The 22,855-nt window shown below is 29.0% G+C and carries 37 protein-coding genes; 1 reads left to right on the plus strand and 36 read right to left on the minus strand.

Annotated elements, in window-relative coordinates; all coding sequences use genetic code 11:
- Window positions 1–77: 77 nt before the first annotated feature.
- The 36 genes from TY07_RS01745 to TY07_RS17955 all read right to left on the minus strand — a co-directional run bounded on the left by TY07_RS01745 (window position 78) and on the right by TY07_RS17955 (window position 22,274).
- A complete protein-coding gene (locus TY07_RS01745; RefSeq protein ID WP_042394419.1) occupies window positions 78–1,892 on the minus strand; it encodes an SGNH/GDSL hydrolase family protein in 1,815 nt (604 codons plus the stop codon).
- Window positions 1,893–2,138: a hypothetical protein gene (locus tag TY07_RS01750; protein ID WP_042394423.1), complete on the minus strand. Its 246-nt coding sequence runs from the start codon at window positions 2,136–2,138 to the stop codon at window positions 1,893–1,895.
- A gap of 10 nt (window positions 2,139–2,148) precedes the next feature.
- Window positions 2,149–3,921 carry a hypothetical protein gene (locus tag TY07_RS01755; protein ID WP_042394426.1) on the minus strand — a complete coding sequence of 591 codons (1,773 nt, stop codon included), beginning with the start codon at window positions 3,919–3,921 and terminating at the stop codon, window positions 2,149–2,151.
- A gap of 5 nt (window positions 3,922–3,926) precedes the next feature.
- Window positions 3,927–4,271, minus strand: a complete 345-nt coding sequence (locus TY07_RS01760) for a DUF6711 family protein (protein ID WP_042394429.1) — start codon at window positions 4,269–4,271, stop codon at window positions 3,927–3,929.
- 15 nt (window positions 4,272–4,286) lie between these two features.
- On the minus strand, window positions 4,287–6,620 hold the full coding sequence (locus TY07_RS17120) for a phage tail protein (RefSeq protein WP_052330575.1): 2,334 nt from the start codon (window positions 6,618–6,620) through the stop codon (window positions 4,287–4,289).
- 4 nt (window positions 6,621–6,624) lie between these two features.
- Complete coding sequence (locus tag TY07_RS01775; RefSeq protein WP_198133960.1) at window positions 6,625–6,918, minus strand: phage tail assembly chaperone; 294 nt, start codon at window positions 6,916–6,918, stop codon at window positions 6,625–6,627.
- Window positions 6,919–6,953: 35 nt separating this feature from the next.
- Window positions 6,954–7,256: a hypothetical protein gene (locus TY07_RS01780; protein WP_042394435.1), complete on the minus strand. Its 303-nt coding sequence runs from the start codon at window positions 7,254–7,256 to the stop codon at window positions 6,954–6,956.
- 2 nt (window positions 7,257–7,258) lie between these two features.
- Complete coding sequence (locus TY07_RS17940; protein ID WP_157029116.1) at window positions 7,259–7,417, minus strand: hypothetical protein; 159 nt, start codon at window positions 7,415–7,417, stop codon at window positions 7,259–7,261.
- A gap of 5 nt (window positions 7,418–7,422) precedes the next feature.
- Complete coding sequence (locus tag TY07_RS01785) at window positions 7,423–7,845, minus strand: phage tail tube protein (protein WP_042394437.1); 423 nt, start codon at window positions 7,843–7,845, stop codon at window positions 7,423–7,425.
- Window positions 7,846–7,847: 2 nt separating this feature from the next.
- Window positions 7,848–8,231 (minus strand): hypothetical protein, encoded by a 384-nt coding sequence (locus tag TY07_RS01790; RefSeq protein ID WP_042394438.1) that lies wholly within the window; start codon window positions 8,229–8,231, stop codon window positions 7,848–7,850.
- Complete coding sequence (locus tag TY07_RS01795) at window positions 8,228–8,677, minus strand: HK97 gp10 family phage protein (protein WP_042394441.1); 450 nt, start codon at window positions 8,675–8,677, stop codon at window positions 8,228–8,230. Before TY07_RS01795 ends, TY07_RS01790 begins: the two co-directional genes overlap by 4 nt.
- Complete coding sequence (locus tag TY07_RS01800; protein ID WP_042394444.1) at window positions 8,677–9,009, minus strand: phage head closure protein; 333 nt, start codon at window positions 9,007–9,009, stop codon at window positions 8,677–8,679. The genes TY07_RS01795 and TY07_RS01800 overlap by 1 nt, the downstream gene beginning before the upstream one ends.
- Window positions 9,010–9,017: 8 nt before the next feature.
- Window positions 9,018–9,302: a head-tail connector protein gene (locus tag TY07_RS01805; protein WP_042394447.1), complete on the minus strand. Its 285-nt coding sequence runs from the start codon at window positions 9,300–9,302 to the stop codon at window positions 9,018–9,020.
- The gene (locus tag TY07_RS18255; protein ID WP_198133961.1) at window positions 9,292–9,453 is read right to left on the minus strand and encodes a hypothetical protein; all 162 of its coding nucleotides are present in this window, start codon (window positions 9,451–9,453) and stop codon (window positions 9,292–9,294) included. The genes TY07_RS01805 and TY07_RS18255 overlap by 11 nt, the downstream gene beginning before the upstream one ends.
- A 13-nt stretch (window positions 9,454–9,466) precedes the next feature.
- Window positions 9,467–10,636: a phage major capsid protein gene (locus TY07_RS01810; protein ID WP_157029119.1), complete on the minus strand. Its 1,170-nt coding sequence runs from the start codon at window positions 10,634–10,636 to the stop codon at window positions 9,467–9,469.
- A 44-nt stretch (window positions 10,637–10,680) separates the two neighbouring features.
- Entirely contained in the window at window positions 10,681–11,289 is a 609-nt protein-coding gene (locus TY07_RS01815) for an HK97 family phage prohead protease (protein ID WP_042394452.1), read from the minus strand.
- Window positions 11,270–12,514 (minus strand): phage portal protein, encoded by a 1,245-nt coding sequence (locus TY07_RS01820; RefSeq protein ID WP_042394454.1) that lies wholly within the window; start codon window positions 12,512–12,514, stop codon window positions 11,270–11,272. The genes TY07_RS01815 and TY07_RS01820 overlap by 20 nt, the downstream gene beginning before the upstream one ends.
- Window positions 12,515–12,532: 18 nt before the next feature.
- Window positions 12,533–14,224 (minus strand): terminase TerL endonuclease subunit, encoded by a 1,692-nt coding sequence (locus TY07_RS01825; RefSeq protein ID WP_042394459.1) that lies wholly within the window; start codon window positions 14,222–14,224, stop codon window positions 12,533–12,535.
- Window positions 14,214–14,786 (minus strand): hypothetical protein, encoded by a 573-nt coding sequence (locus tag TY07_RS01830; protein WP_042394461.1) that lies wholly within the window; start codon window positions 14,784–14,786, stop codon window positions 14,214–14,216. Before TY07_RS01830 ends, TY07_RS01825 begins: the two co-directional genes overlap by 11 nt.
- A gap of 123 nt (window positions 14,787–14,909) precedes the next feature.
- A complete protein-coding gene (locus TY07_RS01835) occupies window positions 14,910–15,305 on the minus strand; it encodes an HNH endonuclease (protein ID WP_052330576.1) in 396 nt (131 codons plus the stop codon).
- 195 nt (window positions 15,306–15,500) lie between these two features.
- Entirely contained in the window at window positions 15,501–15,914 is a 414-nt protein-coding gene (locus TY07_RS01840; RefSeq protein WP_042394463.1) for a hypothetical protein, read from the minus strand.
- 13 nt (window positions 15,915–15,927) lie between these two features.
- Window positions 15,928–16,128, minus strand: coding sequence for a hypothetical protein (locus TY07_RS01845; RefSeq protein ID WP_042394465.1), 201 nt, complete (start codon window positions 16,126–16,128; stop codon window positions 15,928–15,930).
- A gap of 17 nt (window positions 16,129–16,145) precedes the next feature.
- On the minus strand, window positions 16,146–16,445 hold the full coding sequence (locus TY07_RS01850) for a hypothetical protein (protein WP_198133962.1): 300 nt from the start codon (window positions 16,443–16,445) through the stop codon (window positions 16,146–16,148).
- 16 nt (window positions 16,446–16,461) lie between these two features.
- Window positions 16,462–17,517 carry a nucleoid-associated protein gene (locus TY07_RS01855; protein ID WP_042394715.1) on the minus strand — a complete coding sequence of 352 codons (1,056 nt, stop codon included), beginning with the start codon at window positions 17,515–17,517 and terminating at the stop codon, window positions 16,462–16,464.
- 64 nt (window positions 17,518–17,581) lie between these two features.
- Window positions 17,582–18,307 (minus strand): ORF6C domain-containing protein, encoded by a 726-nt coding sequence (locus TY07_RS18260; RefSeq protein WP_042394469.1) that lies wholly within the window; start codon window positions 18,305–18,307, stop codon window positions 17,582–17,584.
- Window positions 18,308–18,440: 133 nt separating this feature from the next.
- The gene (locus TY07_RS01865; RefSeq protein WP_042394471.1) at window positions 18,441–18,809 is read right to left on the minus strand and encodes a hypothetical protein; all 369 of its coding nucleotides are present in this window, start codon (window positions 18,807–18,809) and stop codon (window positions 18,441–18,443) included.
- 380 nt (window positions 18,810–19,189) lie between these two features.
- Entirely contained in the window at window positions 19,190–19,369 is a 180-nt protein-coding gene (locus TY07_RS01870) for a hypothetical protein (RefSeq protein ID WP_042394474.1), read from the minus strand.
- Complete coding sequence (locus TY07_RS01875; RefSeq protein WP_042394477.1) at window positions 19,370–19,774, minus strand: YopX family protein; 405 nt, start codon at window positions 19,772–19,774, stop codon at window positions 19,370–19,372.
- Window positions 19,775–19,784: 10 nt separating this feature from the next.
- A complete protein-coding gene (locus tag TY07_RS17945) occupies window positions 19,785–19,928 on the minus strand; it encodes a hypothetical protein (protein WP_157029123.1) in 144 nt (47 codons plus the stop codon).
- A 3-nt stretch (window positions 19,929–19,931) separates the two neighbouring features.
- Window positions 19,932–20,156 (minus strand): hypothetical protein, encoded by a 225-nt coding sequence (locus TY07_RS01880; RefSeq protein ID WP_042394480.1) that lies wholly within the window; start codon window positions 20,154–20,156, stop codon window positions 19,932–19,934.
- A gap of 12 nt (window positions 20,157–20,168) precedes the next feature.
- Window positions 20,169–20,549, minus strand: coding sequence for a VRR-NUC domain-containing protein (locus TY07_RS01885; protein ID WP_042394483.1), 381 nt, complete (start codon window positions 20,547–20,549; stop codon window positions 20,169–20,171).
- A 13-nt stretch (window positions 20,550–20,562) separates the two neighbouring features.
- Window positions 20,563–21,315 (minus strand): rolling circle replication-associated protein, encoded by a 753-nt coding sequence (locus tag TY07_RS01890; protein ID WP_042394485.1) that lies wholly within the window; start codon window positions 21,313–21,315, stop codon window positions 20,563–20,565.
- Between the two features lie 228 nt (window positions 21,316–21,543).
- Entirely contained in the window at window positions 21,544–21,732 is a 189-nt protein-coding gene (locus TY07_RS01895) for a hypothetical protein (RefSeq protein ID WP_042394489.1), read from the minus strand.
- Window positions 21,717–21,860, minus strand: coding sequence for a hypothetical protein (locus TY07_RS17950; RefSeq protein ID WP_157029125.1), 144 nt, complete (start codon window positions 21,858–21,860; stop codon window positions 21,717–21,719). Before TY07_RS17950 ends, TY07_RS01895 begins: the two co-directional genes overlap by 16 nt.
- 41 nt (window positions 21,861–21,901) lie before the next feature.
- On the minus strand, window positions 21,902–22,111 hold the full coding sequence (locus TY07_RS01900; RefSeq protein ID WP_042394492.1) for a hypothetical protein: 210 nt from the start codon (window positions 22,109–22,111) through the stop codon (window positions 21,902–21,904).
- Window positions 22,104–22,274, minus strand: coding sequence for a hypothetical protein (locus tag TY07_RS17955; RefSeq protein WP_157029127.1), 171 nt, complete (start codon window positions 22,272–22,274; stop codon window positions 22,104–22,106). The genes TY07_RS01900 and TY07_RS17955 overlap by 8 nt, the downstream gene beginning before the upstream one ends.
- 168 nt (window positions 22,275–22,442) lie before the next feature.
- Between TY07_RS17955 and TY07_RS01905 the strand changes: the two genes are divergently transcribed.
- Window positions 22,443–22,811 carry a helix-turn-helix domain-containing protein gene (locus tag TY07_RS01905; RefSeq protein ID WP_042394495.1) on the plus strand — a complete coding sequence of 123 codons (369 nt, stop codon included), beginning with the start codon at window positions 22,443–22,445 and terminating at the stop codon, window positions 22,809–22,811.
- The last annotated feature ends 44 nt before the right edge of the window (window positions 22,812–22,855 follow it).

Genomic DNA, 22,855 nt, shown 5'->3' on the forward strand with positions numbered 1-22,855 from the left:
AGACTATTCTTAACTACTCCTTATAACATTTTAAATATTTAATTTTTACGAAAAATAGTTATCAATTGCGAATTATACTATTGAATAGCTCTATTTAATCCATCCGCTATAAGTGGTGTCATTATATTGCTTACATAAAATTGATTGGTATGTAGCCCATCAATTTGATACTTACCCCCAGTGTTAATATTTATATCACAAATTGCATATAAATCAATTAAATAAATTCCAAACATTTCAGCAATTTCTCTTATAGCATTAACATAGTCCTTTAATATATATCCTTTACTATTGGGGGTATATTCTAAATTGTAGTGTAAAGGCGTCATTATAACTATTTTCTTATTAGGGTATTTTTTATAAAGTTGCCTAATTAAAGATTTATAACCTCCATAAAAAGTAGTATCTACCTCATCATCTATTGTTCCTAGCTCAACGTTTTTAATAAAATCATTTACTCCACCAAGTACAATATTCACATTTGCATTATTATCCCAAGTTTCAACTCTTGTAGGAGATGACATCGGCTCAAAACTTCCAATAACAGTTCTATCATTTGCTACAGTTGTACCACTTAAACCGTAATTTCTAACTTCTTTTGCCCCTAATAGTGATTTTAGACTAGACGGATAAGGAGACTGCATTCTTGTATCCGATGTTAAAAATCCATATGTTATACTATCACCAATGCAATTAATAATAATGTCTTTAAACTTCATTTTAGTTAAATAAACTTCTTGATTCCTTGAATCATCATCAAATCTAATAAAACTGTTTAAACCATCTAATTCTATCATTATATTTTCTGGCAATATATTTTTCCATACTGTAAATTTGAAGCCTGTTGCATTAGACGGTATATCTATACCATTTATTTCACCACTCCCCCCGCTTACAAATCCTCCGTTAACATCATAGAAGGCATATGTTGAATACATTGTAGTAAAATCATTTTTTATGCAGTTAATTTTTTCATGTCCTTTCACATTTATCATCTCACTAGCATAAAAAATTCCTTCTGCTGTAACATCTATAATTGATCCATTACTTGGACTAACCTGTTTATTTATTATTGCTATATTGGGATTAAATTTATTTCTATTACAATCCGAATAATCAACCTGATTTTCTAATACTTTTTCAATCTTTGGTTTTATATTAGCAACTTCTTCTTCTACTTCTAATATATAAGGTTCTATGTATTCTGTTGCATCTCCTAATTCAAATTGAACTGTAGCTACATCAACATTTTTCCATACAGAAACTCTAATAAATCCATCAACTGGTGATATAATATCTGTACCGTTACTATTTCCTCCATTTATAAATTGTTTGTCGTTATTATAAAACGCATATAAAGTATAAGAATTATCTTTAGCTCTATAATTGTATTTACTACCATTTATAACTTCCACATAATCACTAGCATAAAAAGTTCCTTCCACAGAAGGGGTGGTTAGTTCTCCTGTTGTAGAACTAACATACTTACCATATATAGCTTTTTCTTTATCAAATAGATTCCTAGTCTTTTTATAAAAACTGGCTTTACTTTTAATAACTTCTCCATCAACTATATTTTCTTTTAATACACTGTCTTTACCTACAACAGCAGTATTTCCACCAGTGACATTTTCTCTAAAATCTTGTGAAGCCATTGCCCAAGTAACAGATCCACCTTCTCCTTTGCGAACTGTTTTATCCAATTGTTCGTTAAGTTCTACAATCCCATTTTCAATTTTATTTAAATTAGCAGCACTTACTGGTGTACCTTTTTCAATAACTTGTCCAGTTATAGGATAAAGAGTAATTGTCCCATCAGGATTTTCTACAGATCTATAGGTATTTGGTTTCTCTACAACTCTATCTTTCCAAAGAGTTTTTTTGTATGCCATCTAATCTCCCTCCATCCTTTGTATTTTAATGCCATTTTTTAATTTAACCTCTTTAGTATTAATATCTACACAGTAATTAAATATAGAGTTAAAAACATCCATATTATCAACAATATTTACCACATCATAAATATTGCTCATTATAGATGTTTTTTCTCCAAAAACATCTTCCATAGTTAATGCCTTGGAGCTTGTCTGAACTGGAGAAACTATTTCTCCAGTTTCTTTTATATAAGTTATTACCATCTAATCCCTCCTATAACGTTAAAATATATGATAAAGATATTCTTCCACATTGGTCATAATATTCTTTATCATCAATGTCAACCCATGTATAATAACTAACAGCAGTAACATCTATTCCAGTATTACCAACATTAAGTTTCTTCAAATAAAATGAACTTAATCTCATTCCATGCCTAGTGTATTCACCATCTAGACTTACAACACTAACTAACGCTTTATATGGTTTATTTTTAAATTCATCAGGTATATTTATTTTTGTTGCAACTCCGCTATCAACCCAAACAGAACCTGTATAAGTTAAATAATTATACTTTTTAGATTCTCCATTTACATATCTCTCTAATCCATCTGCACTAATCTTAGTATAAGAACCATCTTCATGATAATAAATTGAATGAGAATTATTATGTTCTACTTTATCTCCATTTTCGCTACTTCCTATAGTAAAATTTTCACCATCAAACTTATATGTTTTTCCATTTAACTTACCTTTAATAGATAACTCCCATGATTCAGCATTTTGCTTTACTAATACTTCAACATCTTCACCAGTTACTTTTGTTGCAATTTCTTCAGCAGTTTGCTTTACGTAGCTTTCAAAGTCTTCATTGCTTACCTTTTGTTCTACTTCCCCAGCAACAACCTTTATTTCAGTTTTAACCTTAGCAACTTCAACTGATACATTACCTTTTCCAGTACTTTGTTTCTCTGTATTACTTTTACCTACAGCTTTATATTGTTCAGTTAACCCACCGGCATATGAAAGAGTTCTACTAGTGATTAAAGTATTTATTAAGCTTCCATTATTTTTTATAGTGATACTATCTCCAGCTTGTAAAGCTGGATTGCCTTGCAATTTAATATCATAAGGAACATAACTTATTTTGCTTAAAATATTATAAATGTTTTGTATTACTGCAGCTGGATTCTGACAAAATAAATTATCAGTAATATAATAAGTGTTTTCTCCATCCCCTATTTCTTCCTTAATACCAGGAATCTCAACTATTACTTTATCTATTTTAGCTATTGTAAATGCTTTATTAGAGAATGTAATAAGATTATCTCCAGTAACAGTGTTATAATCATAATTACTTAATTCATCATTTATTATTTCATCAGTATATAAGTCTTCGCTTGCATAGTTAAAATTATTTTCAACGCTAACATCTATATTAAATATTTCTAAATATCCATCTCGTGTTATTCTTGAATATCCTCCTGCAAGTTCAGCTATATACATTAAAGCTTTTCTTAATGTTATATCTGTTAAATCTGGCTTTATAGATACTAAATAATCACTATTAATAAAACTTGTTGTTTTTAATTGAACTCCAGCTTTATTTGCTATATCTAAAGTAATATCTTTTATAGTTGCAGGAAATGTTAAACCCGTTGAATAATCTTTTTCAAATTTAATCATTCTATCATTAGCATAGATTTTTATACTAAATTTATTTTTATCTATATCTTCAATAATAAAAAAACCTAATGAAATAAACTCAAAATTATTGTCGCTTACTTCAATACCTAATCTTATTTCAAATTCATTTCCTTCTATAAAATCATCAATAACATCCTGAATATTTTTTAACTCAACTTCAATAGATGACATAATTGCAGAACCTATTGAAAACTCACTCTCCATAAATAAATTTTCATCATAATTTATAGAAATTATTTCACTATCACTATAAGTTTTGTTGTTAATTAATATAGTAGACTTAAGTAATCTAGAAGGTTCTTTAATAGCTCGTTTATACTGACTGCTTACATTTATCAATTACATCACCTCTCAACTAAATTAAATTTAACTCCATTCCATTTAACTACTCCATTTATTGCTGAATAAGCTGGGGATGTTCTATCACCAACATACATTGTTTTGGTTACTACACCTAGTTCAGGATCTGGATAAGTAACTTGAAAAAATACATCTTTAACAGCTTTTAATAAAGTTGAACATTCACTTTGAGATAGTGGCCCCCACTCACAATTTAATTTTCTTTTTACTGCAATTCTATCTCTAATTAATTCTCCATTTGTATTTCTGTTACTTTCTCCATCTAAATCTGAAATTGTAACTTCAAAAGCTTTAGGCGTAGCTATTGCTACGCCATTTATCTTTAACATATAAAATTATCACCTCTATATTCTTATTAAATTAGTTCCAGATTGTCTTTGTACTTTGTTTATACTGTCTATAACAATCTTACCTAAAGTAGTTTGCCCGACCTGAATAGTAAAATTAATAGGCTGGTCATTGTTATTATTAGTACTTGATTGTGAAGGTAATCTTTCAGCAACCTTATTAGCTAAATCAGTTATCCAACCAGTATTATTTTCAAGTGGCATTACAGCTTCTCTTCCTGCTTCACCAACCATTGCAATTGTTGGACTATCTATAATTCCTCCTTTTGCTAATTTAGGAATTTTACCTATAGTTGGTATACTAACACCTGGAACTTTATTTATTGTTTTTATCATAGTATTTATTCCGGAAATAGCTGCATTAACCATATCTATTATCAGATTTAAAGGCCATTTAACAACTCCTACTATTCCATTAAATATTCCTGAAAATATATTTACTACACCTTGCCAAGCTCTGCTCCAATTCCCAGTAAATACTCCAAGAATAAAATCTATTAATCCATTAAATACTTGTAATAGAGATTTTATTAAATCTGAAATAAAAGCAATAGCAGTTCCTACACTATCAACTATATAGTTAAATACAGTAACAAAAATTGGCCCTAATGTCTTTACTAAAAAATCAACAATAGGAGATATAAATTTATTCCATATTTCAAGAACTCCATTTGTTAATTTCATAATAAATTCTCCAAGCTCTTCTACTAATCCTTTAAGGTGTTTATTCCATAATTGCGTAAGCATATCTAACGCATTTTCTATTATAGGTTTAATTACATTCTCCCAGGCATTTAGTATAAAACTTTGTATAGTTCCAAAGAAATCTTTTATATTTTTTATTAATGTTTTCCCGTACTTATCCCAAAGATTAGTTAATATTGTTCCTATGTCTGTTGTAACAGTACTTATAAATTCCTTTATGTTATTCCACACTTCTATTACAGAATCTCTAAACTGTTCATTAGTTCTCCATAAATAAACTATATTACCCACTAATAACCCTATCACTGTTGAAATTGCTACTATCGGCCAACTTATACCACTTATTGCATATCCTAATGCATAAAATGCTAATTGTACACTTTCTATTATTTTTGTCCAATTTGACATTACAAAATAAGTTGTAAAAGCAGCTGCTATTCCTGCTAAAGCTGATATTATTACATCTTTATTTGTTATAATAAATTCTTTTAATGTATTAAAACATTTTTTTATTTTATCAGCAAAAGCTTGTATCTTTTCACTAACTTCTGTTACTGATGATAGAAAGCCACCTTCTCCTAAGTCTAGTCCAGATGTATCTATTCCACCACCCGAACTCCCTCCAGAACTTCCAGAGCTTCCACTCGATTGATTTAATGTATTTATTTCATCAAATCCAGCTAATGATTTAATAGCTTTTTTAGCATTATTTGCACTGTCAGTAGTATCGTCTAAACTATCTCCTAATCCACTAACAGCACTTGTTTGACTAGCTATAGATTCAGTTTGTTGTTGTGCTGCTTTAGGTTTACCAAATAAAGCTGTTGTAAATTGAGCAATTATTGATATAGCTTTGCTTAATGCATTCATAAAAGTAGTTAATGGTGGTAGTATAGCATTATAAATTGGTAAAAAAGCTTGTCCTAGTGTTAGCTGAACATTTTTTAAACTTGCAATAAATTGATTATGCCTTGTTTGGGTTGTATCAGCTAATGTATTTCCATACCTTGCATATGTTTGTTCCAATATAGCTGCAAGTCTTATTTGTTGTTGTGTTTGGAAATTTAATTGTTGCCATGACTTCCCATTAGCTAGTTGTTTAAAGGCTTCCGTACTCTGAAGCATAGAAACTTGTGTATAAACTCCTAAATCCTCAATGGCTTCAGTTGAACCAAGCATACCAGATCTAATTCTTTCTGCTGTATCTTCAAAAGTCCTACCAGTTTTACTAGCTATTATTGAAGTTGCTTTCATTAATTCTTGTGTACTATTAGCTATTTCTTTAGTATTGCTTTGAAAGCTTGATATTAAGTTACTATAAGTTGAACCGTACTTATATCCTTCTTGAATGCTCATCCCATATGCTTGTGATTGACTTTTAACCCAATCTCCAAAAGCTTTTGCACTACCTTGCATAGTCCTATTTATATTTTCTATTGAGCTTTCAACGCTCATGGCATCTTCAACGCTATCTTTGATAAGTTCCCCTATCTTTATAGCTGCGAAAATACCTGCAACTTTCCCCATTATACTGCTTACATTTCTTTGAAAGTTGGAAAGACTTTTTTGAGCTTTATTAAGTCCAGTTTGCATATTGCTAAAGTCTGCTCCACCTCTAATAAGCAAATTCTTAACTGCCAGTTATCTCACCTCCTAAAATATTATTTAAGAGTTTGATTTGATTTAACATTTCTTCATCTGTCATTTCTTTTTTATGATTTTTCTTTAAAATATCATCAAGCTTAGGTTTATTTTTACCTAAGAATTGAATAGTCCACATTGCATTAATATAAGCTAGAGTTAATTTCTCTTCTGCCTCTTCTTCGCTTCTCTTTGCATAAGCATTAACCACTAAGCTAAATTCATATGGTGTTAGCTCCCAAAACTCTAAAGGAGACAAACCACAAAGGGTAGCGATTTTCAAACTTTCCTTTATAGAAAATTCTTCATCGTTACCCTCTAATCGTTTTTTTCTTCATTTACTTCATTGCCACCAAAAGCTTCATTAAAGGCTTTTCCCATTGCTTCTATTACTTCTAAGAAATTTCCCTTTTCATCTATTAAATCCATAACCTTATCTGGATTTAATTTTTTATCTTCATGCATTAATCCTGCACATATAACTATAGCTGTATCTTTCATAGTTAATCCCTCTAAATCTAATTTTGCTATTGGTTTCTTTAACTTTTCTTCTATGTATGACATAGCTTTCATACCATATCTAAAGTTTCTTGTTTTATCTAATTCTATTGGTACATACATATTTATTCCTCCTTAAACTTCACACGATCTACATAAGTTATTTTTATAGTATTTATTTCATCAGCTTTCTCTTCAAGAACATATCCAGTAACATTCTTTTGCTCTACTCCATCAATTAAGATTTTCTTAGTTATTCCCTTTTCTCTAATAATCTCTATCATATTTATTATTCTCCTTTAACTGTTAGAGTTGGTTTTCCAGATACTTTAATTGTTGATCCAAAGCTAATTAAATCTTCTAAACTTGCTCCCGTAGAAAATCCAGTAACAACTCCTTTAAATGCCCATTTAGCTCCTATACTCTCTGGAAATTCTATAGCAAAGCTTTGTTCTTCTCCAGATTCAAATGCATCATACATCTTTTTTTGTCCATCTGTTGAAGTTATTTCTAAATATCCACTTAAACTAACTTCTCCTGCATCTTTAAATCCACCTATAAATTGTCTATATCCTCCGTCACTATCCAATGTAGTAGTGTCTAGAGTATCTGCGCTTAACTCAATACCGCCTATTTCTGTTAATCCACCAACCTTTACAGCTGATGCTGTTTCTCCTATTTTTAAAACAGTTCCTAAACTTCTTGTTGCCATTCTTATTCCTCCTTATAATAAACTGTAAAAGTTATAATACCTCTGTGTAACTTTAATTGTTCTTCATAACTTTCTGATATATCAGTAATATCTATATCTTGAATATATAAATTTTCTTTGCCTATACTTTTTAGTGAGCCCTTAATGATTATATCTTCAATCTTTTTAGTTATATCTTTCATTTCAAAGTAAGAACTACATAAAATGTTAAGTATTAAGTAACACTCTCTATCTTCTGTTACTCCACCCAAATCTTTTAAAGGCTTCTTTCTTGTTATATAAACTAAATAAGGTGGCTTTTGACCTTCTGGAGCATTCATAGGGAATATTTTATTTTCTAACTCACTAACTTTATTTAATTCATATCTTAAAGCTTTCTCTATCATTTCCCACCTAATGCCTTATCTATATTTTTACTCATTTCATTAACTATTTTCTTGGTTATAGCTCCACTATTATCTTCCATAGACCTTTTCATGAAATGAAATCCTGGTATATACCTTCCATTCCTCGCAAAGAATCCATACTCTTGAGAAGCTGGATAATAGCCTGTAACTTTCCCCTCTTTATTTTTCTTTTGAAATATATCATTTTTACTTCTATCAAAAACAACTTGGTAAACTTTTTTACCTTTAGTTCTAGATTTTTCACCTATTAACTTCATTCCAGCTTTTAATTCTCCAGTATCTTCTGGGGCATTTTTCTTAGCACTTTTAAGAGCTATATTCATACCTTTTTTAGCTGCTGGAGTTACACATTTTTGAGGAACTTGTCCTAATTTCTTGATGGACTTTTGCAACTCCTTCATGCCTTCTATCTTGAAATTAGCCATTATATCAACTCCTTACATAAAAGTTGTAGTTCTATATTTCTTTCTTGAAAGTTAATTACAGATTCAATAGAGAATATCCTATTATTAAACTTTATTCTCATGTTAGGCATTATTCCTTCAATGTACCTTATTTTAACCTTATGGCTTATCTCACTATTTACTGTTTCTGCTGCAAAAAACTCTTTCCCACTAATCGGATATATTCCAGCTCTAACATTTAATATATCCTCCCATAGTTCAGAAACTTCCCCATATTCATTTTGAGAATTATTAAGTTTTTGAATTGTTATTCTATGCCTTAATTCTCCTGGATTAATTCTATATCTACTCATAAGATCACCTACAATAAATTAACTGCATACATATCTAATATATTTGTGATTACAGTATTAGCTTTATTATCTTGAACCGAAAATACTCTATTGTCATACATTTCATTACACAGCACCATTAAAGCTATTGTTAAATCTTCCTTATTATCAATTTGCTCCTCATTTAATCCTGTATAACTTTTTATATAGCTCTTTGCAGCTAATAATATATTGCTAAATATCTTATCATCATAATCATGATCAACATTTGCATACTCTTTTAAATCAGTAATAGTTACTTCACTAATCTTCACTAGCTTTCACCTTCTTTTTAGTTGCCTTTACCTCTTCTACATATCCTGCTTTAAGAAGATCTTGGAGTATAACTTTATCATTACACTCCTTTTCCTCCCCTTTATACATAGAAAAAGCACCAGCAAAACTTACTAATGCTTTTACCTTCATTCAATCACCTCAATTAAGCTCCCATTACTAGAGCAGCGATTTTCTGTTCATTTTCTATTTTAGAATCTAATTCAACCCATCCAACTACTCCAATAGCGTGTTGTGTAGCATATTTTTCTCTTAAAACTTCAATATTTATATCTTCACTTAACTTAACAGCTAGTCCAGACATATCACCATAGTAAATAGATGTTTTTTCAGTTGCAATGGCATCCATATTTTCTGATGTATAAACATCTTTTCCTAATAAAGTATACCCCCATTTCGCTGACACATCTTTATTTAATAAGTAGTTTCCATCATTATCTTTTAATTTTCTTATAGCTGATCTAGTAGATTTATTCATTATCCATATTGCTCCTGCTTGATAAACATCTGGAACCATTTCTTGCACATCTATTAATTCATCAGCAGTTACAGCTGTAGCACTTGCTGCAGTTACTTTTTGCTTAACTGTACTTAAACCTGTTATCTTGCTTGGAGAACCCTTTAATAACTCTTTTTCAATAAATCTAGCAATACTTTCTGCCATAGCAGTAATAACAAATGATATTAAATCAAAATTAGAATTGTTTAATAATGACTTAGACACCTTTGTTAATGCCCCTGCTAAATATCCTTTTAATTCTATGTTTAAAAATTTACCTGAACTTGATTCTAAATCAGTAAATTCTGTTGCATATGCTGTTGTAATTGCTGATGAAGATTCATCATAGTATGGAATAGTTAAATCTCCTTTTACATTGTATCTAGTAGCTAATTGATATATTGGAGATATATCATAAACCTTCTTTATAATTTTTTGAGCAATTGTCTTAGGAATAACTGCTCCATTATCGCCTACTGCTAAATTAGTTGCTGTTCTAGTTTCAACAACTCCTCTTATATAGTTTGCAAATGCTCTTTCCTCTAATTCTAACCCCTCTTCTGAAGCACTCTTCTTAGCTGGAATATTATTAAAATCTCTTTGTTCTTCTATTAAAATTAATGTTCTTTCTATTTTTTCTTTTTCTTTTTTTATTTCATCTACTCTTGCTATCTCTTCATCAGTAAACGCTCTTTGTTCAGCCTCTACTGATTCAACAATTCTTGTAAGCTCTAAAGCTAAATCTGCTCTTTGTTCTTCTAATCCTTTCTCATTTATTGGTAAAGTTCTGTATTCTGCTAATTTATTTTTTATCATTTTATCTACCTTCCTTTTGTGTATTTTTATAAAATAAAAACCCTTTATTTAAAAGGTTTTTTAAGCTCTTCTATTAATTTTTTAGTTTCAGCTACCACACTATCTGTTCTTTTCTCTTTGGTTTTAGATTCATCTATTGTTATAGCTTTAAAATCAGTTACTCTATTTTCTGTTAAGACTTCTTTATCATCTCTCATTTCAATAGATGTAGCTGAATATGCTGGATTTCTTGTATCATCAACTATAGTTACTTCAAATAAATCTAATTCCTCTACAGTTCTTTTCTCGCACCCATTTTCTGATGTTTCCCAGCTATCTTTTTCTGCATAAAAACCAAAGCTCCATCCTCTTAATTGTTTGTTTTTAGCTTTTTCAATTACATCTGCATCTGTTACAGTACATATTGCTCTTAATCCTATATTATCTTCAAACAATTCAAGATTTCCCTCTGAAGTAGACCCAAGCTTTCTATTTTTATCATGGTTTAATAATAAATCCACATTAGCTCTTCTTTCTAAACTTCTTTGAAATGCTCCTGGCTTTATTTTTTCTACAAACCTACCTTTTACAGAAGGAATAGGCTTACTTTCTCTATCAACAGCATTTACGTACCCATCAAGGATTACGCTGTCATTACGAATCTCTATTCTCATTATCATCACCTCCTTTCATATCTGATGTTTTATCAGTATTTGGTGTATATACCTGTCCTGTTTTAGTATTATAAAGAACATCACTTAAGCTTAATAAGATAGTATCTTCAAATAATTCAAGTGGTGGTAAATCTTCCTTGTATCTCGCTTCATTTACTCCCATAACTTTATTTTTAATGCCTATTTCATAAGCCTTGAATCTCTTTTCTATATCACCTTTTAACAATTCATTTGCATCATATCCAAAATAAAAAGACTTCTTCTCTTTTTCTAGAAGTAAGTCTCTATTAATACTTGATATTAAACTATTAAGTATAGGTAATATTGCCATTTTGAACATTTTATCAAAATCGCCTTCATTTGCTTTACCATCACCACTTATTATACTAGGTGGAATATTTAATATTTTACAAATCTCTGAACCATTAGTAATTTTATTTTCATTAAGTTGTAGCTCTGTTGGAGTAGCTTGGCTTTCTTTAAAGTTTAATCCTTTGTTAAGTACAATACAGTTTTCAGTATTATTTGAATACATATTTCTCCATTGCTCTTTTAAATTAAGCATAGCTTCAATCCCTAGTTTGCCCTCTGATTCAATAAATCCTTTTTTATTTCCTCCAGTTTTGCTTAATATATTCTCATACTTAAGAGAATTATATATAACAGAAAGCAATATAATATTCTCTTCTATTATTCCATATCCATCAAAACCATTATCTGTATGCCTTAATAATTTAACAAAATTATAAGGCTTATATATATGGCCATTTACTAATACATCATAATTTTTAAATATTGGATCTACATTTCTATTTATGCTTACATCACTTTCTTTAACATAATGTAAACTTTTAATCTTTCCCATTTCTTTATTTATATAGATATATCCATTTCCCATTAGCAAATAATCTATAACTAGAGCCTTTTTCATTTCAAATGAAGTAAGTGTATCTCCGGTTTCTTCATTCAAAAGTTTAAGCCTTATATCATCTTTTATTTCTGTTACTTCTTCATTTTCTTCCTTATAAAGTTTAATAGGAATACTTGAAACTAATGATGATATTAACTCAACACATCCTGCTAAAGTAGGAATATTCAAAGCTTCTATTCTCGTTATACTATCTTCAATCAATCCTGCAGCTAACAATAAATCCTTTAATCCAGTTTCATCTTGCTCCAAGATTGACCGTTCTTCTTTTTTTCTTTTCCAAAACTTTAAATTCATATTTACACCCTCATTTTTCTATATAACCTGGATAGTAAAATCACTTCCACTTAACTGTTCTTGTTGCAATAGATAGATAGCATTTATTAAGGCTACAACCATATCAACCTTTCCAGTTGATTTTTTCTTATTCACATATTTATTTAAATTTGTATCTTCCGTACATCTAGCATTTTGGAAATTAATCTCTAACATTAAATTTTCATCATAGCTAAAGTTTTTACTTAATATACATTCTTTTAATAACTTAGTTGGCATATGTAATACTGAACTATGTTGTTTAATCTCAACGCACTCATAACCTTCATTTTCTAACTTTTGAACTGTACTTAACGCATTATATCTGTCATATCCTATCTGTACTATTTCTACTCCATAAACTGATTCTAACTCAAGTATTTTCTTTTCAATAAAACTATAATCTATTACTTCATCACCACAACTAAAGCATACGCCATCCTTAATTAGCCTTTTATAATCTACATTTTCTTTTTTACTCTTAATTTTTATTTTATCAGTAGGTAGGAACCCCCATATCTTAGCATAAAGTTTATTTTCATATTGGGTTACCATAGCAACCGCAGTATTATCATCTGATTGTGATAAATCTACACCTAGATATACTTTTTTCCCTGTCCAAAACTTAAGATTTTCTATTGTTTTGCACTCCCTAACTTTAGTAACTTCTATATATCCTTCTACTCCTAGGCCTTTATACTTTATATTGTTATGTTTACAAAGATAATTTTCTCTTTTATTTTCATATAATATAGCCATCTCTCTCATTTCTTTTATAGCTTCAAATATATAATTATTATTTACTGCTACTGGATTGCTTTGATATATAACTAAATCTTCTGTTTGCCATAGATCCTCAACTAAAAATTTGCTATCCGGTTCATATAATAAAGAAAATCTTCTTTTATTATCTATTAATCCATCTAACACCTTTTTAGATATATCAATTTCATCTATCATGGCATTATTATCATTTGGATATTGGGTACTAATAATAATTCCAAGCTTATTAAACAAAGTTATTTGAGAAGATCTCATAGCTTCTATTGGATAACTATCCATAGCTCCTGCTTCATCAGCTAAGAAAGCATTGGCAAGTTTACCATCCATTTTATCTTCACTATAAGCTAATGGAATATACTCACTATCAGTTAATAAACATCTTATCTCACTTCTAAGAACTTTAAATACATCCTCTTCTGCTAACAAAGGACTAACTTTTATTATTTTTCTTATTGCTATTTTTAACTCAGAAGATAATTTTAAATCTGGTGCAACTGAAAAGAAACGTGAAAATGGCTTATCAGTTATTAATAAAAGTATAAAAATAACTGCACTATTAAAAGTCTTAAAATTTTTACGACTTATTTCTAGTACAGCTGTTATATAATATCTTATATCTTTATTTTCACCATTTCTTAGTTTTGTGCATAACGTTGCAACTATTAAGAACCATGCATAATCCTCTAATCCTTCATTCATAGGACACATTAAATCCGGATGAACCATTAACCCCAATATTCTATTTATTTTATTTAATTCTTTTTCATCAACATAAGCTTCTTCGTCTATTCCATCAGCTTTATTTAACCAATCTCGCGCCTGTTTCTTAACATATATAGGTACTTTTTGATTAACATCTGGTACACACCACTTTGCATATTTATAAGCTTTACTTTCTTTAATTTCCATTTATCGCCCTTAATAATTTTTCCTTATTAGATTCAGTATCTACTTTCTTAGGTATACTTCTAAGGGCCGAAGCTATTGTCATTATATTTTCTTTTTCTATGTCAAGTAACATTTTACGCTTACTTTGTAGTTGCTTATCTATACTAATAATGGTGCTAGATAAAGAAGCCATATTGTCACTAAAACTTCTTAGCTCTATTGCTTTTTCTTTTCCCTCTAATTCATCAACCAACGAATAAAATTTTTCTTTTAACGTTTGAATTAGATTATAAATCTCTTCTCTTTTCTTTTCAAAATCAGCACATTCAGCTTGTAATAAACAATATCTATTTATAACTGCTTCATAAATTGAATCGTTCTTTTCTATATTTTTAAGTAACTTGTTTATCCTTAAAAATTCCTTATGTGCTACTGGATTATTTTTAACTTCGGGTCGTTCTCTTATAGCTACACCAGTAGCTAAAGCTGCTTCTCCTTTTTCTCTTAATGCAAGTTCTTTCTTTGTCCTATGTGATTTTTTTTCATTTTTTAAAACTGTAAAAGGTTTTGGTGGTGTAGGCATAATAAACCTCCTTTCTTAAAAATTATCTTTTGAAAATCTGATGTGGGAATATTTTGTGTTCCGAGGTGGACACGTGGTGTTCTAAGGACCCCTCTGAAAGTGTCATAATACCCGGGGGTATATCTAAGTATTTTTCTCCTCTTCTTGTGCTTGTACAATAGCCAATAACTCATCCCTTGGTATAGTTCCTTGCTCTGCTAATTCATGGTGATATTCACACACAGTTATTAAGTTGCTATCTTCTAATCTTAGTTCATACTCCTCTTTAATTGGTACTATATGATGTACTTCTAAGTCATTATAGTTATACTTCTTTATTGTGTTATATAACTTCCTTATGCATACCTGACATAAAAATTTATCTCTTCTCTTTACCTCTTCTCTCTTCCTTTGCCATGCCTTTGTCCATCTAAATTTATCTGCTTCACTTGTTTTGTACTTATTACTCTTAGGTTTCATTGGACATACAAAATCTTTTTTATGTATTCTTCCACAATACTTACAACTCTTTAATGGCATTTAAATATATTGAACTCCTTTCATTATTTAATAAAATACAAAAAGCACCTAACTTTTTCTTGTTAAGTGCTTTTTATATATTTATTAGGAGGTTTTATCAATGTCCATTTTAAATTATAAACCATATTATTTTAGAATACTTACAGCTATTTTATAGTTTTTCTATAATTTTCTTTTATATTATCTAAATTCCCCTTAAGCTAGATACTTTTCCATCTTCTTTACTGCTTCCCCTTCTATTTGTTTTATCCTAGAGTAAGTTCTATTATATTTTATCTCTAGTAAACTATATCTCTTTTGTTCTATTAAAGCTGTTTCTATTATATCTCTTTCCTCTTCTTTTAATACTGTTAATGCATTATCTATTCTTGCTATCTCTCTTATCTTAGTTGCTCTTTGCTTTAACAGCCCTTCTTTTTCCTCTAAATGTTTTTCAGCTTGAAGCTCTACACTAGAAGTAATTTTATATGTTTTCCCAGTTCTTTCTCCACTTGGTTGTTCTGTTATTCCTAACATATCCTCTTCTAACTCTTGTAATTTTAAATCTATGTCTACTATATCTGCTTTTAACTCTTTATATCTTTTAATTCTCTTTGCTATCTTCTTCATGATTACACCTCTTCTATTCATCATGCATTGTATTGGCTATTTTTATTGAATCTTCTAATGTTATCTTTATAGTTTTAAAGTCAATATTTTCTCCCTTTTCTTTTTTAACTTCTATAGAATCCATGAATATTTTAACCACTGTATTAAATTTTTCATGTCCTAATTTATCATGCATATCTATAATTGCCTTTGCTACTCTTTCTTTATCTTTCATTCTATAATCACACTCTCCTAATTATGTTGTCTTAAATCTTCTTTTGCTTTTAGCCATATCGCTTTAGTAACTGTATGTATATGCTTAAGATATATACATATTTCTTCAAGTCTTTCTTTTGTTGCTGTTGCTTGTCCTCTTTTTAATTCTTTCTTTATACTGTACTTAATATTTGACCATCTATTATAAGCCTGTATACTTTCTTTCTGTAGCTCAAATGCTCCTGCTATATCCTCTTCTACTAAATTGTCAAACTTATTGGATATATCATTAAATATTTTTACCTCTTCTATATATATCTTTTTGTAATCCATCATTTCTCCTTATTCTTCTTTATTTTTCTATATAATTCATTACATGTTTAATTATCATATTAATACTTCCATCATTATTATGATGAATTTCAAATTTGCTTGGATCATTATAAGCTTCTTTATCAATAGTTAAATCTATATCATTATCTATTTTTAATTTAACCTTTTTAAGTTTCTTTTTTACATAATCCTTATCAAGTTTTATTTCCTCTTCTATCCCATTTGATTTAATAAAACCTTCAAAACCTTGCTTTTTATCAGTATCATTACTAAATAACTTTTGTGATAACTCCTCAACATCTACACTATCTTTATTTATTAATTCCTTTTTAACTGTACTTCTTACTTTTTCTGCTTGTCCTGCATCTTCTGTTATATTACTTCTAGTCCATATTTCTACTGCATTTATAAATTTTTTAGTTAATGTTCTGCTATCACTAATTTGACTACAACATAAAAAACTATTCATAAAGTAATTTGCAGAATATTCATCTTCTTTCTTGGTATTTTTCTTATCATCTAGTACCCATAAATCAAACTTCTGACCTTCTTTATTAGGTTTTATAAACGCTGCTTGTTTAATTCTTTGACTCCCTCCTGGTAATGCTGCACAATGTTTTATTAACCCAACTGCGATTTTATCATCATTGAACTCTACTTGGTGTGTAAAACTATTAACATAATCTAACTTAAGTATTCCTATCATTGGCCCTTGGTCAGTATATATTACTGTTACTATAAGATCACAACTTGGAATATATATGTTTTCTTTCATAATGTAGAATAATTGTCTTGCTAATGCCTTAGACACTTCTATAAGATTACCTTCTAATCCATTTAAGAATTCTTCTGATATTTCCCTAACTATATTTCTTTCATCATTAAATATTGCAGGTACTAAATTATCACTTTTAAATATTTTATCTATATGCTTGTATAAAAACATATAAGTATCTTCTGTTAAATCTAAAGCATATTCGTTTAATATAGGTTCTTCAGCATTCATATCTAATACATGAATTACTGCATTTTGTATATTAATATCATTAACTCTATCCCCTGTATCTATTGCCATTCTCTGCTCCTTATACTCGAATCCATTTTTCTTTTTAACTTCATTACTTTCATATATCATAACTTTAGATCACCTCTCCAAAATTAATTTGAGAATTAACTTTCTTAATTTCATACTCTAATACATAAGGAGCTTTATATCCATTTACTATTTCTTTAGCTTTATCTAACTGAATTCTTTTTATAGCTTCATATCTGGTAACTCCAAACTCTCTTTTAATTTGATGTTGAATATCTGAATATACTTTACCTCTTATACTGTTATCTTTATATGCATGACTTACTTTGCCACCTAATATTTCTATACCTTTCTTCCTAACTAACGCTTGAAGCTCTTTACACTCAACATTAAATAATGGCATACCTTCTTTTAATTCTTTTACATCACTCTTTATTCTTTGCTGCTCAATATCTAATGTAAATATAGCTTGTAACTCTTTACTTAAATGAGCATATGGGTTTTTAATAGCTTCTTCCATTTGATTAAATGCTTCTATATACTTAAGTTTCCATTCTAAAGCTCTTGCTCCAGTAAACCCCATTACTAACAAACTAAAACCATCTCTAGTTAACAAATATTCTATATATTCATTTCCTTTATGTTGGAAGCTACTCATAATCATCATATTTTTAACTGCGGAATTTTCCGTAGTTAATTTTCTTATAATTTCAGTTACATCTGCATGTCTCTTTCCAAAATGATCTGCAACTTGTCTACTGGTTACAACTAACTCCCCTTGACTATTTCTTTTTACTAATACCTCTTCATTTTTAATATTTATATTCTCCATTTTCTTTCCTCCTAATATAATTGAATTGTTAACTAAAAAATACCGCATATTCTTTATTGAATAATACGGTATTTTTATTAATTTATATTGAATTTTATTTTTGATAAGCTAGGATTGTTAATTTATAAATATATTAAACTGTATGCTTTTTTGTCAATAATCTATGTATTGATAATCCAATACAATATCCTGTAATAGTAAAACCTATTATTGATATAATAGTATTATATATTTGGTAATTATACTTAATTGCATCAACCATAGATAATAGCCAAAATGCTAATGGTATTAATAGAGGTACCCCTATTACTTCTCTTTTAGACTTTCTCACATAAAACCTATAGAATAATCCAAATAATAATAGACTTATTATCGAAATGATAAATTCATTTTTGGATATGTTTACTGGAATATCAGATGATATTAAAAGTACGTATAACCACAATATTACTGAAACAACAAAGAAAACAGCTTCTAAGTATATATCAATAAGTTTACTCATATTAATTCTCCTCTTACCTCTTTATAAAACTTAACAATACTATAGTATTATTATTATAAGTTAATTATGATATATTTTTTAACACCGTATTATTCAATTTTCTAAGATCACTTAGTTCACAATAATTTCAAACTATTCTTTTATTTCTTCTAACGCTTTACTTACAGCTTCTTTAGCACTTAATCCTTTGAAATACTACTTAACTGCTTTTATTAAAGTTTTTCTAAAATATCTTTCTCCATAATCTACTCCTAATAAATATTGATGGAAAGGATCTTAAAACATTCTAACTTTGTAATCCCCACTACTCTTAATAGCCTGTCCAAAGGTCCTTTCTTTTAATATTTTTTTATTTATATAAATGCATTTAGCATTAATATCTATTCGTTAACTTTATTTAAATATTTATGTTTCCACATTCTATAAACTTTATCTGCTTCTGCATCGTTTAACTCAAAAATATTTTTAATTCTTGTTTTTATTTCTTCTTGATTGAATCTATCTATTTCGCCTTCACTTAAATGATCTATTACTGTACTTATTGTTACTTCATTTAACATTTACGAATTATCTCCAATTATTCTTTTGGCCAATACAATATCTTCATATATGTTCCCTATAACTTTATCCATTGCAGTTTCAGAAAATAAAAACACTGCTCTTTTCTCTTTATCATTTTGGATTAACCATGAATATTCATCAAAAACTACTACTCCTGTTATCTCTTCATCTCCTGGCACAGCTCCTATTCTCTCCACAATAAAACCTTCGTATATATCCCTGCCTGTAATATCTTTTTTTCCAGAATATAAAATAGGCTTTAAGTGTCTATTGTTAACTGTTCCTTCTGGCAATCCATGACTATTAAATGTTTGCACCTCTCCATCTCCTGTTATGCTATATCCTGTACCACTTAAAAGTCTTTTTCTATTCTTGTCATAAATCTTAAATTTTATTTTTGCCATAATTTTCTCCTTAATCCTCTTCTTGAATAACATCTAGTATCGATATTTCTACCGCATTATCTGCTACCCACTTACCAAAACTCTCATAACTATCAAATTTCTTATTTTTATTTTCTCCGTTCCACTTTTCCTTATATAAACAAATTATTTCCATATTTTAGTGCTCCTCTTCACTTTTAATCCTAAATTCTAAATAATCTTTTACTTCATTCCAACAATCTCTACATAAAGAATTTTGACAATCTTCAAATGTAAACTTAAATCCTAAATCTTTTGGACAAAAGTATAATTTCTTAGTATATTTATCTACAGCTTGTCTATCTTTTATTGTGAATCTTTCCTTCAATTCCTTTGTATTTAATAACTCTCTAGTATTTTTCACATTAAATACCTCCTAAAAAAATACTACTGTTGTAAGTGTCTTTTCACACTTTAAGTACGTTTCTATAACTTCCCTTGCTTTTATCCATCCGTAACAAACTTCAACTTTATATCCTTGCTCCTTAAGAGCTTCTATCCATTCTTTCTGTTTTATGCTTGGCTTATTTTTACCTACCTTAAGTTCTATATACAATCCACAATATGCATCTTTTGCAACTGGTAAACATATATCCGGTACACCTGCCTTAACGCCCTCTTTTTTTAGATTTGCTGCAGTTCTCGCATCTCTCTTTCCACCATTAGGTATATGATGTAATAATTTAAGCTCTGGGTATTGTTGTTCTGCTAACCCTGCCCATTGAAATAAAAATCTTTGTTCTTGTGCTTCTGTCATTCTTCTCCCTCCATTAATCTAATTTCCGCATTTTTATATAAATATAAGTTCCTGAGTTTATATCGTTCACTTGGACCTCATGACTTGTATAAATATATCCAGGATATAATTTCTCAAACTCTTCTTTATCACCTTGGTTTCTTGATAATTCATACACCTTTTTATATGTGTATTTATAATCATTAATTTCAGCTTCTGGAATTATTAGATTTCTGCTTGGTGAATATCTTTTCTTTCCTTTAGGGTCTTTAGATATATAGTTGGCCAACTCTTCAAATCCTAACTCATTAGGCTGAAGTCTATCTGCATTTGCTCTACCCTTTCCCCATAATTCCTCTGCCTTATCTCTATCCATTCCACTCATAACAATATGATGATGTATTCTTGTCCTAGTTCTTTTATCATTTTTATTTGCTTCCTTATATTCCAAAACAGCTATATATTTTAACTCTGGTAAATTATTTCTTTTTCTATAATTCTTTATTCTTCTTAAATAATTATTCCTATCCCTTAATGCTCTCTCTTCACTATCTGGTAAATTATTATTATCATATGTTAAATGTATAAATAGGTCCTTATTAGTAAAGTTCGCATTTATTATTCTTCTTAATTTTTTTCTTGCATTTTTATCATTAAGATTTTTTTGTTCTTTTCTACTCTCTTTCTTTTTTCTTTTCCTACTCTTCTTTTGTTCTATTTTTGATATAGGATATATTTCTATTTCTAAATACTTACCACACTTATATTTCTTCTCCCTTATAGCCATAATTACCAACTCTACTCTTCTTATTTTTTATAATAGTCGTTAAGATAATACCTATTACAAGGGCGTTAAAATCTTGTCCTTAGCCTATATTTGACTTTAATACTTTTCTTAGATATAATTTAAATAAGGTATCCAAGAAAAAAAGATTTTTTTAAAACACATTGATCACCGGTCGCATGGTTATATCAATGTGTTTTTCCCTTTGTAATGGTAATAATTATCTTGTGTTTATACTTCTCCAATTGTTTCACCAGTTTTGACTAAATAGATTTCTCCTTTATCCAAATCTAAATTTTCATCAAACCTTACTTCTTTCTTTGCTATTTCTATAGCTTCTCTCCATCCAAACTTTCCAGTATCAATAAACTTTGACGCAACTTTATGTACCTGATCTAATTCTCTTAATTCCTTCCCCATTGTTCTAACCTTCTTCTTTGGACTTCTATTATCTCTTTATCTCTTCTTTGACTTAACATAATTGTTACTATATCATTCATTCCCCAATATTTGATTGCCTTATCCAACATTAATTTAGTTTTACTCATTCTATAACCCTCACACTGAATATTTATTTAAGTTAATTGGTTTAACTAACTTTTCTACTCTGCATTTTTTTAGCTTGCTTAGCAAATAATCCATTTACATATTTAATAGTTTCTATAGATGGTTGCTCCTTTATTATTACTCTACTTCCCATAATCCACCCATCTGTAACAAATGGTTTTCCATCTCTCCACTCTAGCTTAGGCTTTGGTAAATTAGGATCATAATCCTTTTCTTTCTTTTTTCTAGCCATTATTAACTCCCCCTAATTGTTCTCTCTCCATTTGATCTCTAAGAGTTACCCCAATTATTATTCCTTCAATTAATGTCTCTGTTTTTTCTTTTGCATATTCAGGAATTTTATTAGTTGCATTAAATATCCTTGTTATAAAATCTTGTTTTTCTTGCAACGTCATTTTTCCACTTCCTTTCTACATTTTTAGTTCTTTAAGAACCTTATATTTTTATAATAAGTTCTTTTAGGACTTTTTTCAAGCTTTTTTTCAAAAAATTTTATTTTTTAAAATTATAATTGTTGCTAAAGAACATTTTTTTGTGTATTATTATTTTAGGAGGTTTTTACAATGAAAGAACTTAAAGATAGAATAAAATTTGTTAGAACATCTAAAAACTTATCTCAGGATGAATTTGGGAGAATTATAAATCTTTCAAGAAGCCAAATAGCCGGATATGAAACTGGAGCTAAAAATGTCACAGACAGAGCTATAAATGATATTTGTAGAGAATTCAAAATCAATGAAGAATGGCTTAGAAATGGCGAAGGTGAAATGGAAGCTAAAATGACCTCTGATGAAGAGTTCGCTTTTTTAGTTGGTGCTTTTGCAGCAGAAGGTAATGACTTTAAAAAGAGAATCATAAAAGCTATGCTAGAAATAGAAAACAAAGACGATTGGGAGCTAATAGCTTCAGTTGTTGAAAGGCTAGCAAAATAAAAGGAGAATTTAAATTTCTCCTTTTTTAATATATAAATATTTTA

It is taken from the genome of Clostridium saudiense, assembly GCF_000577815.1.
GTDB classification, from domain to species: Bacteria; Bacillota; Clostridia; order Clostridiales; family Clostridiaceae; genus Clostridium; species Clostridium saudiense.

What these genes read in the sequence shown, in the direction of transcription:
- TY07_RS01800 (WP_042394444.1), bottom strand. Translation starts at nt 9,009, where the DNA reads ATGAGTAGATATAGAATTAATCCAGGAGAATTAAGGCATAGAATAACA.
- TY07_RS01785 (WP_042394437.1), bottom strand. Translation starts at nt 7,845, where the DNA reads ATGGCAACAAGAAGTTTAGGAACTGTTTTAAAAATAGGAGAAACAGCA.
- TY07_RS01745 (WP_042394419.1), bottom strand. Translation starts at nt 1,892, where the DNA reads ATGGCATACAAAAAAACTCTTTGGAAAGATAGAGTTGTAGAGAAACCA.
- TY07_RS01820 (WP_042394454.1), bottom strand. Translation starts at nt 12,514, where the DNA reads ATGAATTTAAAGTTTTGGAAAAGAAAAAAAGAAGAACGGTCAATCTTG.
- TY07_RS01795 (WP_042394441.1), bottom strand. Translation starts at nt 8,677, where the DNA reads ATGGCTAATTTCAAGATAGAAGGCATGAAGGAGTTGCAAAAGTCCATC.
- TY07_RS01750 (WP_042394423.1), bottom strand. Translation starts at nt 2,138, where the DNA reads ATGGTAATAACTTATATAAAAGAAACTGGAGAAATAGTTTCTCCAGTT.
- TY07_RS01865 (WP_042394471.1), bottom strand. Translation starts at nt 18,809, where the DNA reads ATGAGTAAACTTATTGATATATACTTAGAAGCTGTTTTCTTTGTTGTT.
- TY07_RS01815 (WP_042394452.1), bottom strand. Translation starts at nt 11,289, where the DNA reads ATGAGAATAGAGATTCGTAATGACAGCGTAATCCTTGATGGGTACGTA.
- TY07_RS01900 (WP_042394492.1), bottom strand. Translation starts at nt 22,111, where the DNA reads ATGGCTAGAAAAAAGAAAGAAAAGGATTATGATCCTAATTTACCAAAG.
- TY07_RS01890 (WP_042394485.1), bottom strand. Translation starts at nt 21,315, where the DNA reads ATGGCTATAAGGGAGAAGAAATATAAGTGTGGTAAGTATTTAGAAATA.
- TY07_RS01830 (WP_042394461.1), bottom strand. Translation starts at nt 14,786, where the DNA reads ATGCCTACACCACCAAAACCTTTTACAGTTTTAAAAAATGAAAAAAAA.
- TY07_RS18260 (WP_042394469.1), bottom strand. Translation starts at nt 18,307, where the DNA reads ATGGAGAATATAAATATTAAAAATGAAGAGGTATTAGTAAAAAGAAAT.
- TY07_RS01840 (WP_042394463.1), bottom strand. Translation starts at nt 15,914, where the DNA reads ATGAAGAAGATAGCAAAGAGAATTAAAAGATATAAAGAGTTAAAAGCA.
- TY07_RS17955 (WP_157029127.1), bottom strand. Translation starts at nt 22,274, where the DNA reads ATGACGTTGCAAGAAAAACAAGATTTTATAACAAGGATATTTAATGCA.
- TY07_RS01825 (WP_042394459.1), bottom strand. Translation starts at nt 14,224, where the DNA reads ATGGAAATTAAAGAAAGTAAAGCTTATAAATATGCAAAGTGGTGTGTA.
- TY07_RS01905 (WP_042394495.1), top strand. Translation starts at nt 22,443, where the DNA reads ATGAAAGAACTTAAAGATAGAATAAAATTTGTTAGAACATCTAAAAAC.
- TY07_RS01855 (WP_042394715.1), bottom strand. Translation starts at nt 17,517, where the DNA reads ATGGCAATAGATACAGGGGATAGAGTTAATGATATTAATATACAAAAT.
- TY07_RS17940 (WP_157029116.1), bottom strand. Translation starts at nt 7,417, where the DNA reads ATGATAGAGATTATTAGAGAAAAGGGAATAACTAAGAAAATCTTAATT.
- TY07_RS01845 (WP_042394465.1), bottom strand. Translation starts at nt 16,128, where the DNA reads ATGAAAGATAAAGAAAGAGTAGCAAAGGCAATTATAGATATGCATGAT.
- TY07_RS18255 (WP_198133961.1), bottom strand. Translation starts at nt 9,453, where the DNA reads ATGAAGGTAAAAGCATTAGTAAGTTTTGCTGGTGCTTTTTCTATGTAT.
- TY07_RS01870 (WP_042394474.1), bottom strand. Translation starts at nt 19,369, where the DNA reads ATGTTAAATGAAGTAACAATAAGTACAGTAATAGATCATTTAAGTGAA.
- TY07_RS01875 (WP_042394477.1), bottom strand. Translation starts at nt 19,774, where the DNA reads ATGGCAAAAATAAAATTTAAGATTTATGACAAGAATAGAAAAAGACTT.
- TY07_RS17950 (WP_157029125.1), bottom strand. Translation starts at nt 21,860, where the DNA reads ATGAGTAAAACTAAATTAATGTTGGATAAGGCAATCAAATATTGGGGA.
- TY07_RS01780 (WP_042394435.1), bottom strand. Translation starts at nt 7,256, where the DNA reads ATGTATGTACCAATAGAATTAGATAAAACAAGAAACTTTAGATATGGT.
- TY07_RS17945 (WP_157029123.1), bottom strand. Translation starts at nt 19,928, where the DNA reads ATGGAAATAATTTGTTTATATAAGGAAAAGTGGAACGGAGAAAATAAA.
- TY07_RS01835 (WP_052330576.1), bottom strand. Translation starts at nt 15,305, where the DNA reads ATGCCATTAAAGAGTTGTAAGTATTGTGGAAGAATACATAAAAAAGAT.
- TY07_RS01790 (WP_042394438.1), bottom strand. Translation starts at nt 8,231, where the DNA reads ATGATAGAGAAAGCTTTAAGATATGAATTAAATAAAGTTAGTGAGTTA.
- TY07_RS01895 (WP_042394489.1), bottom strand. Translation starts at nt 21,732, where the DNA reads ATGGGGAAGGAATTAAGAGAATTAGATCAGGTACATAAAGTTGCGTCA.
- TY07_RS01810 (WP_157029119.1), bottom strand. Translation starts at nt 10,636, where the DNA reads ATGATAAAAAATAAATTAGCAGAATACAGAACTTTACCAATAAATGAG.
- TY07_RS01885 (WP_042394483.1), bottom strand. Translation starts at nt 20,549, where the DNA reads ATGACAGAAGCACAAGAACAAAGATTTTTATTTCAATGGGCAGGGTTA.
- TY07_RS01850 (WP_198133962.1), bottom strand. Translation starts at nt 16,445, where the DNA reads ATGATGGATTACAAAAAGATATATATAGAAGAGGTAAAAATATTTAAT.
- TY07_RS01760 (WP_042394429.1), bottom strand. Translation starts at nt 4,271, where the DNA reads ATGTTAAAGATAAATGGCGTAGCAATAGCTACGCCTAAAGCTTTTGAA.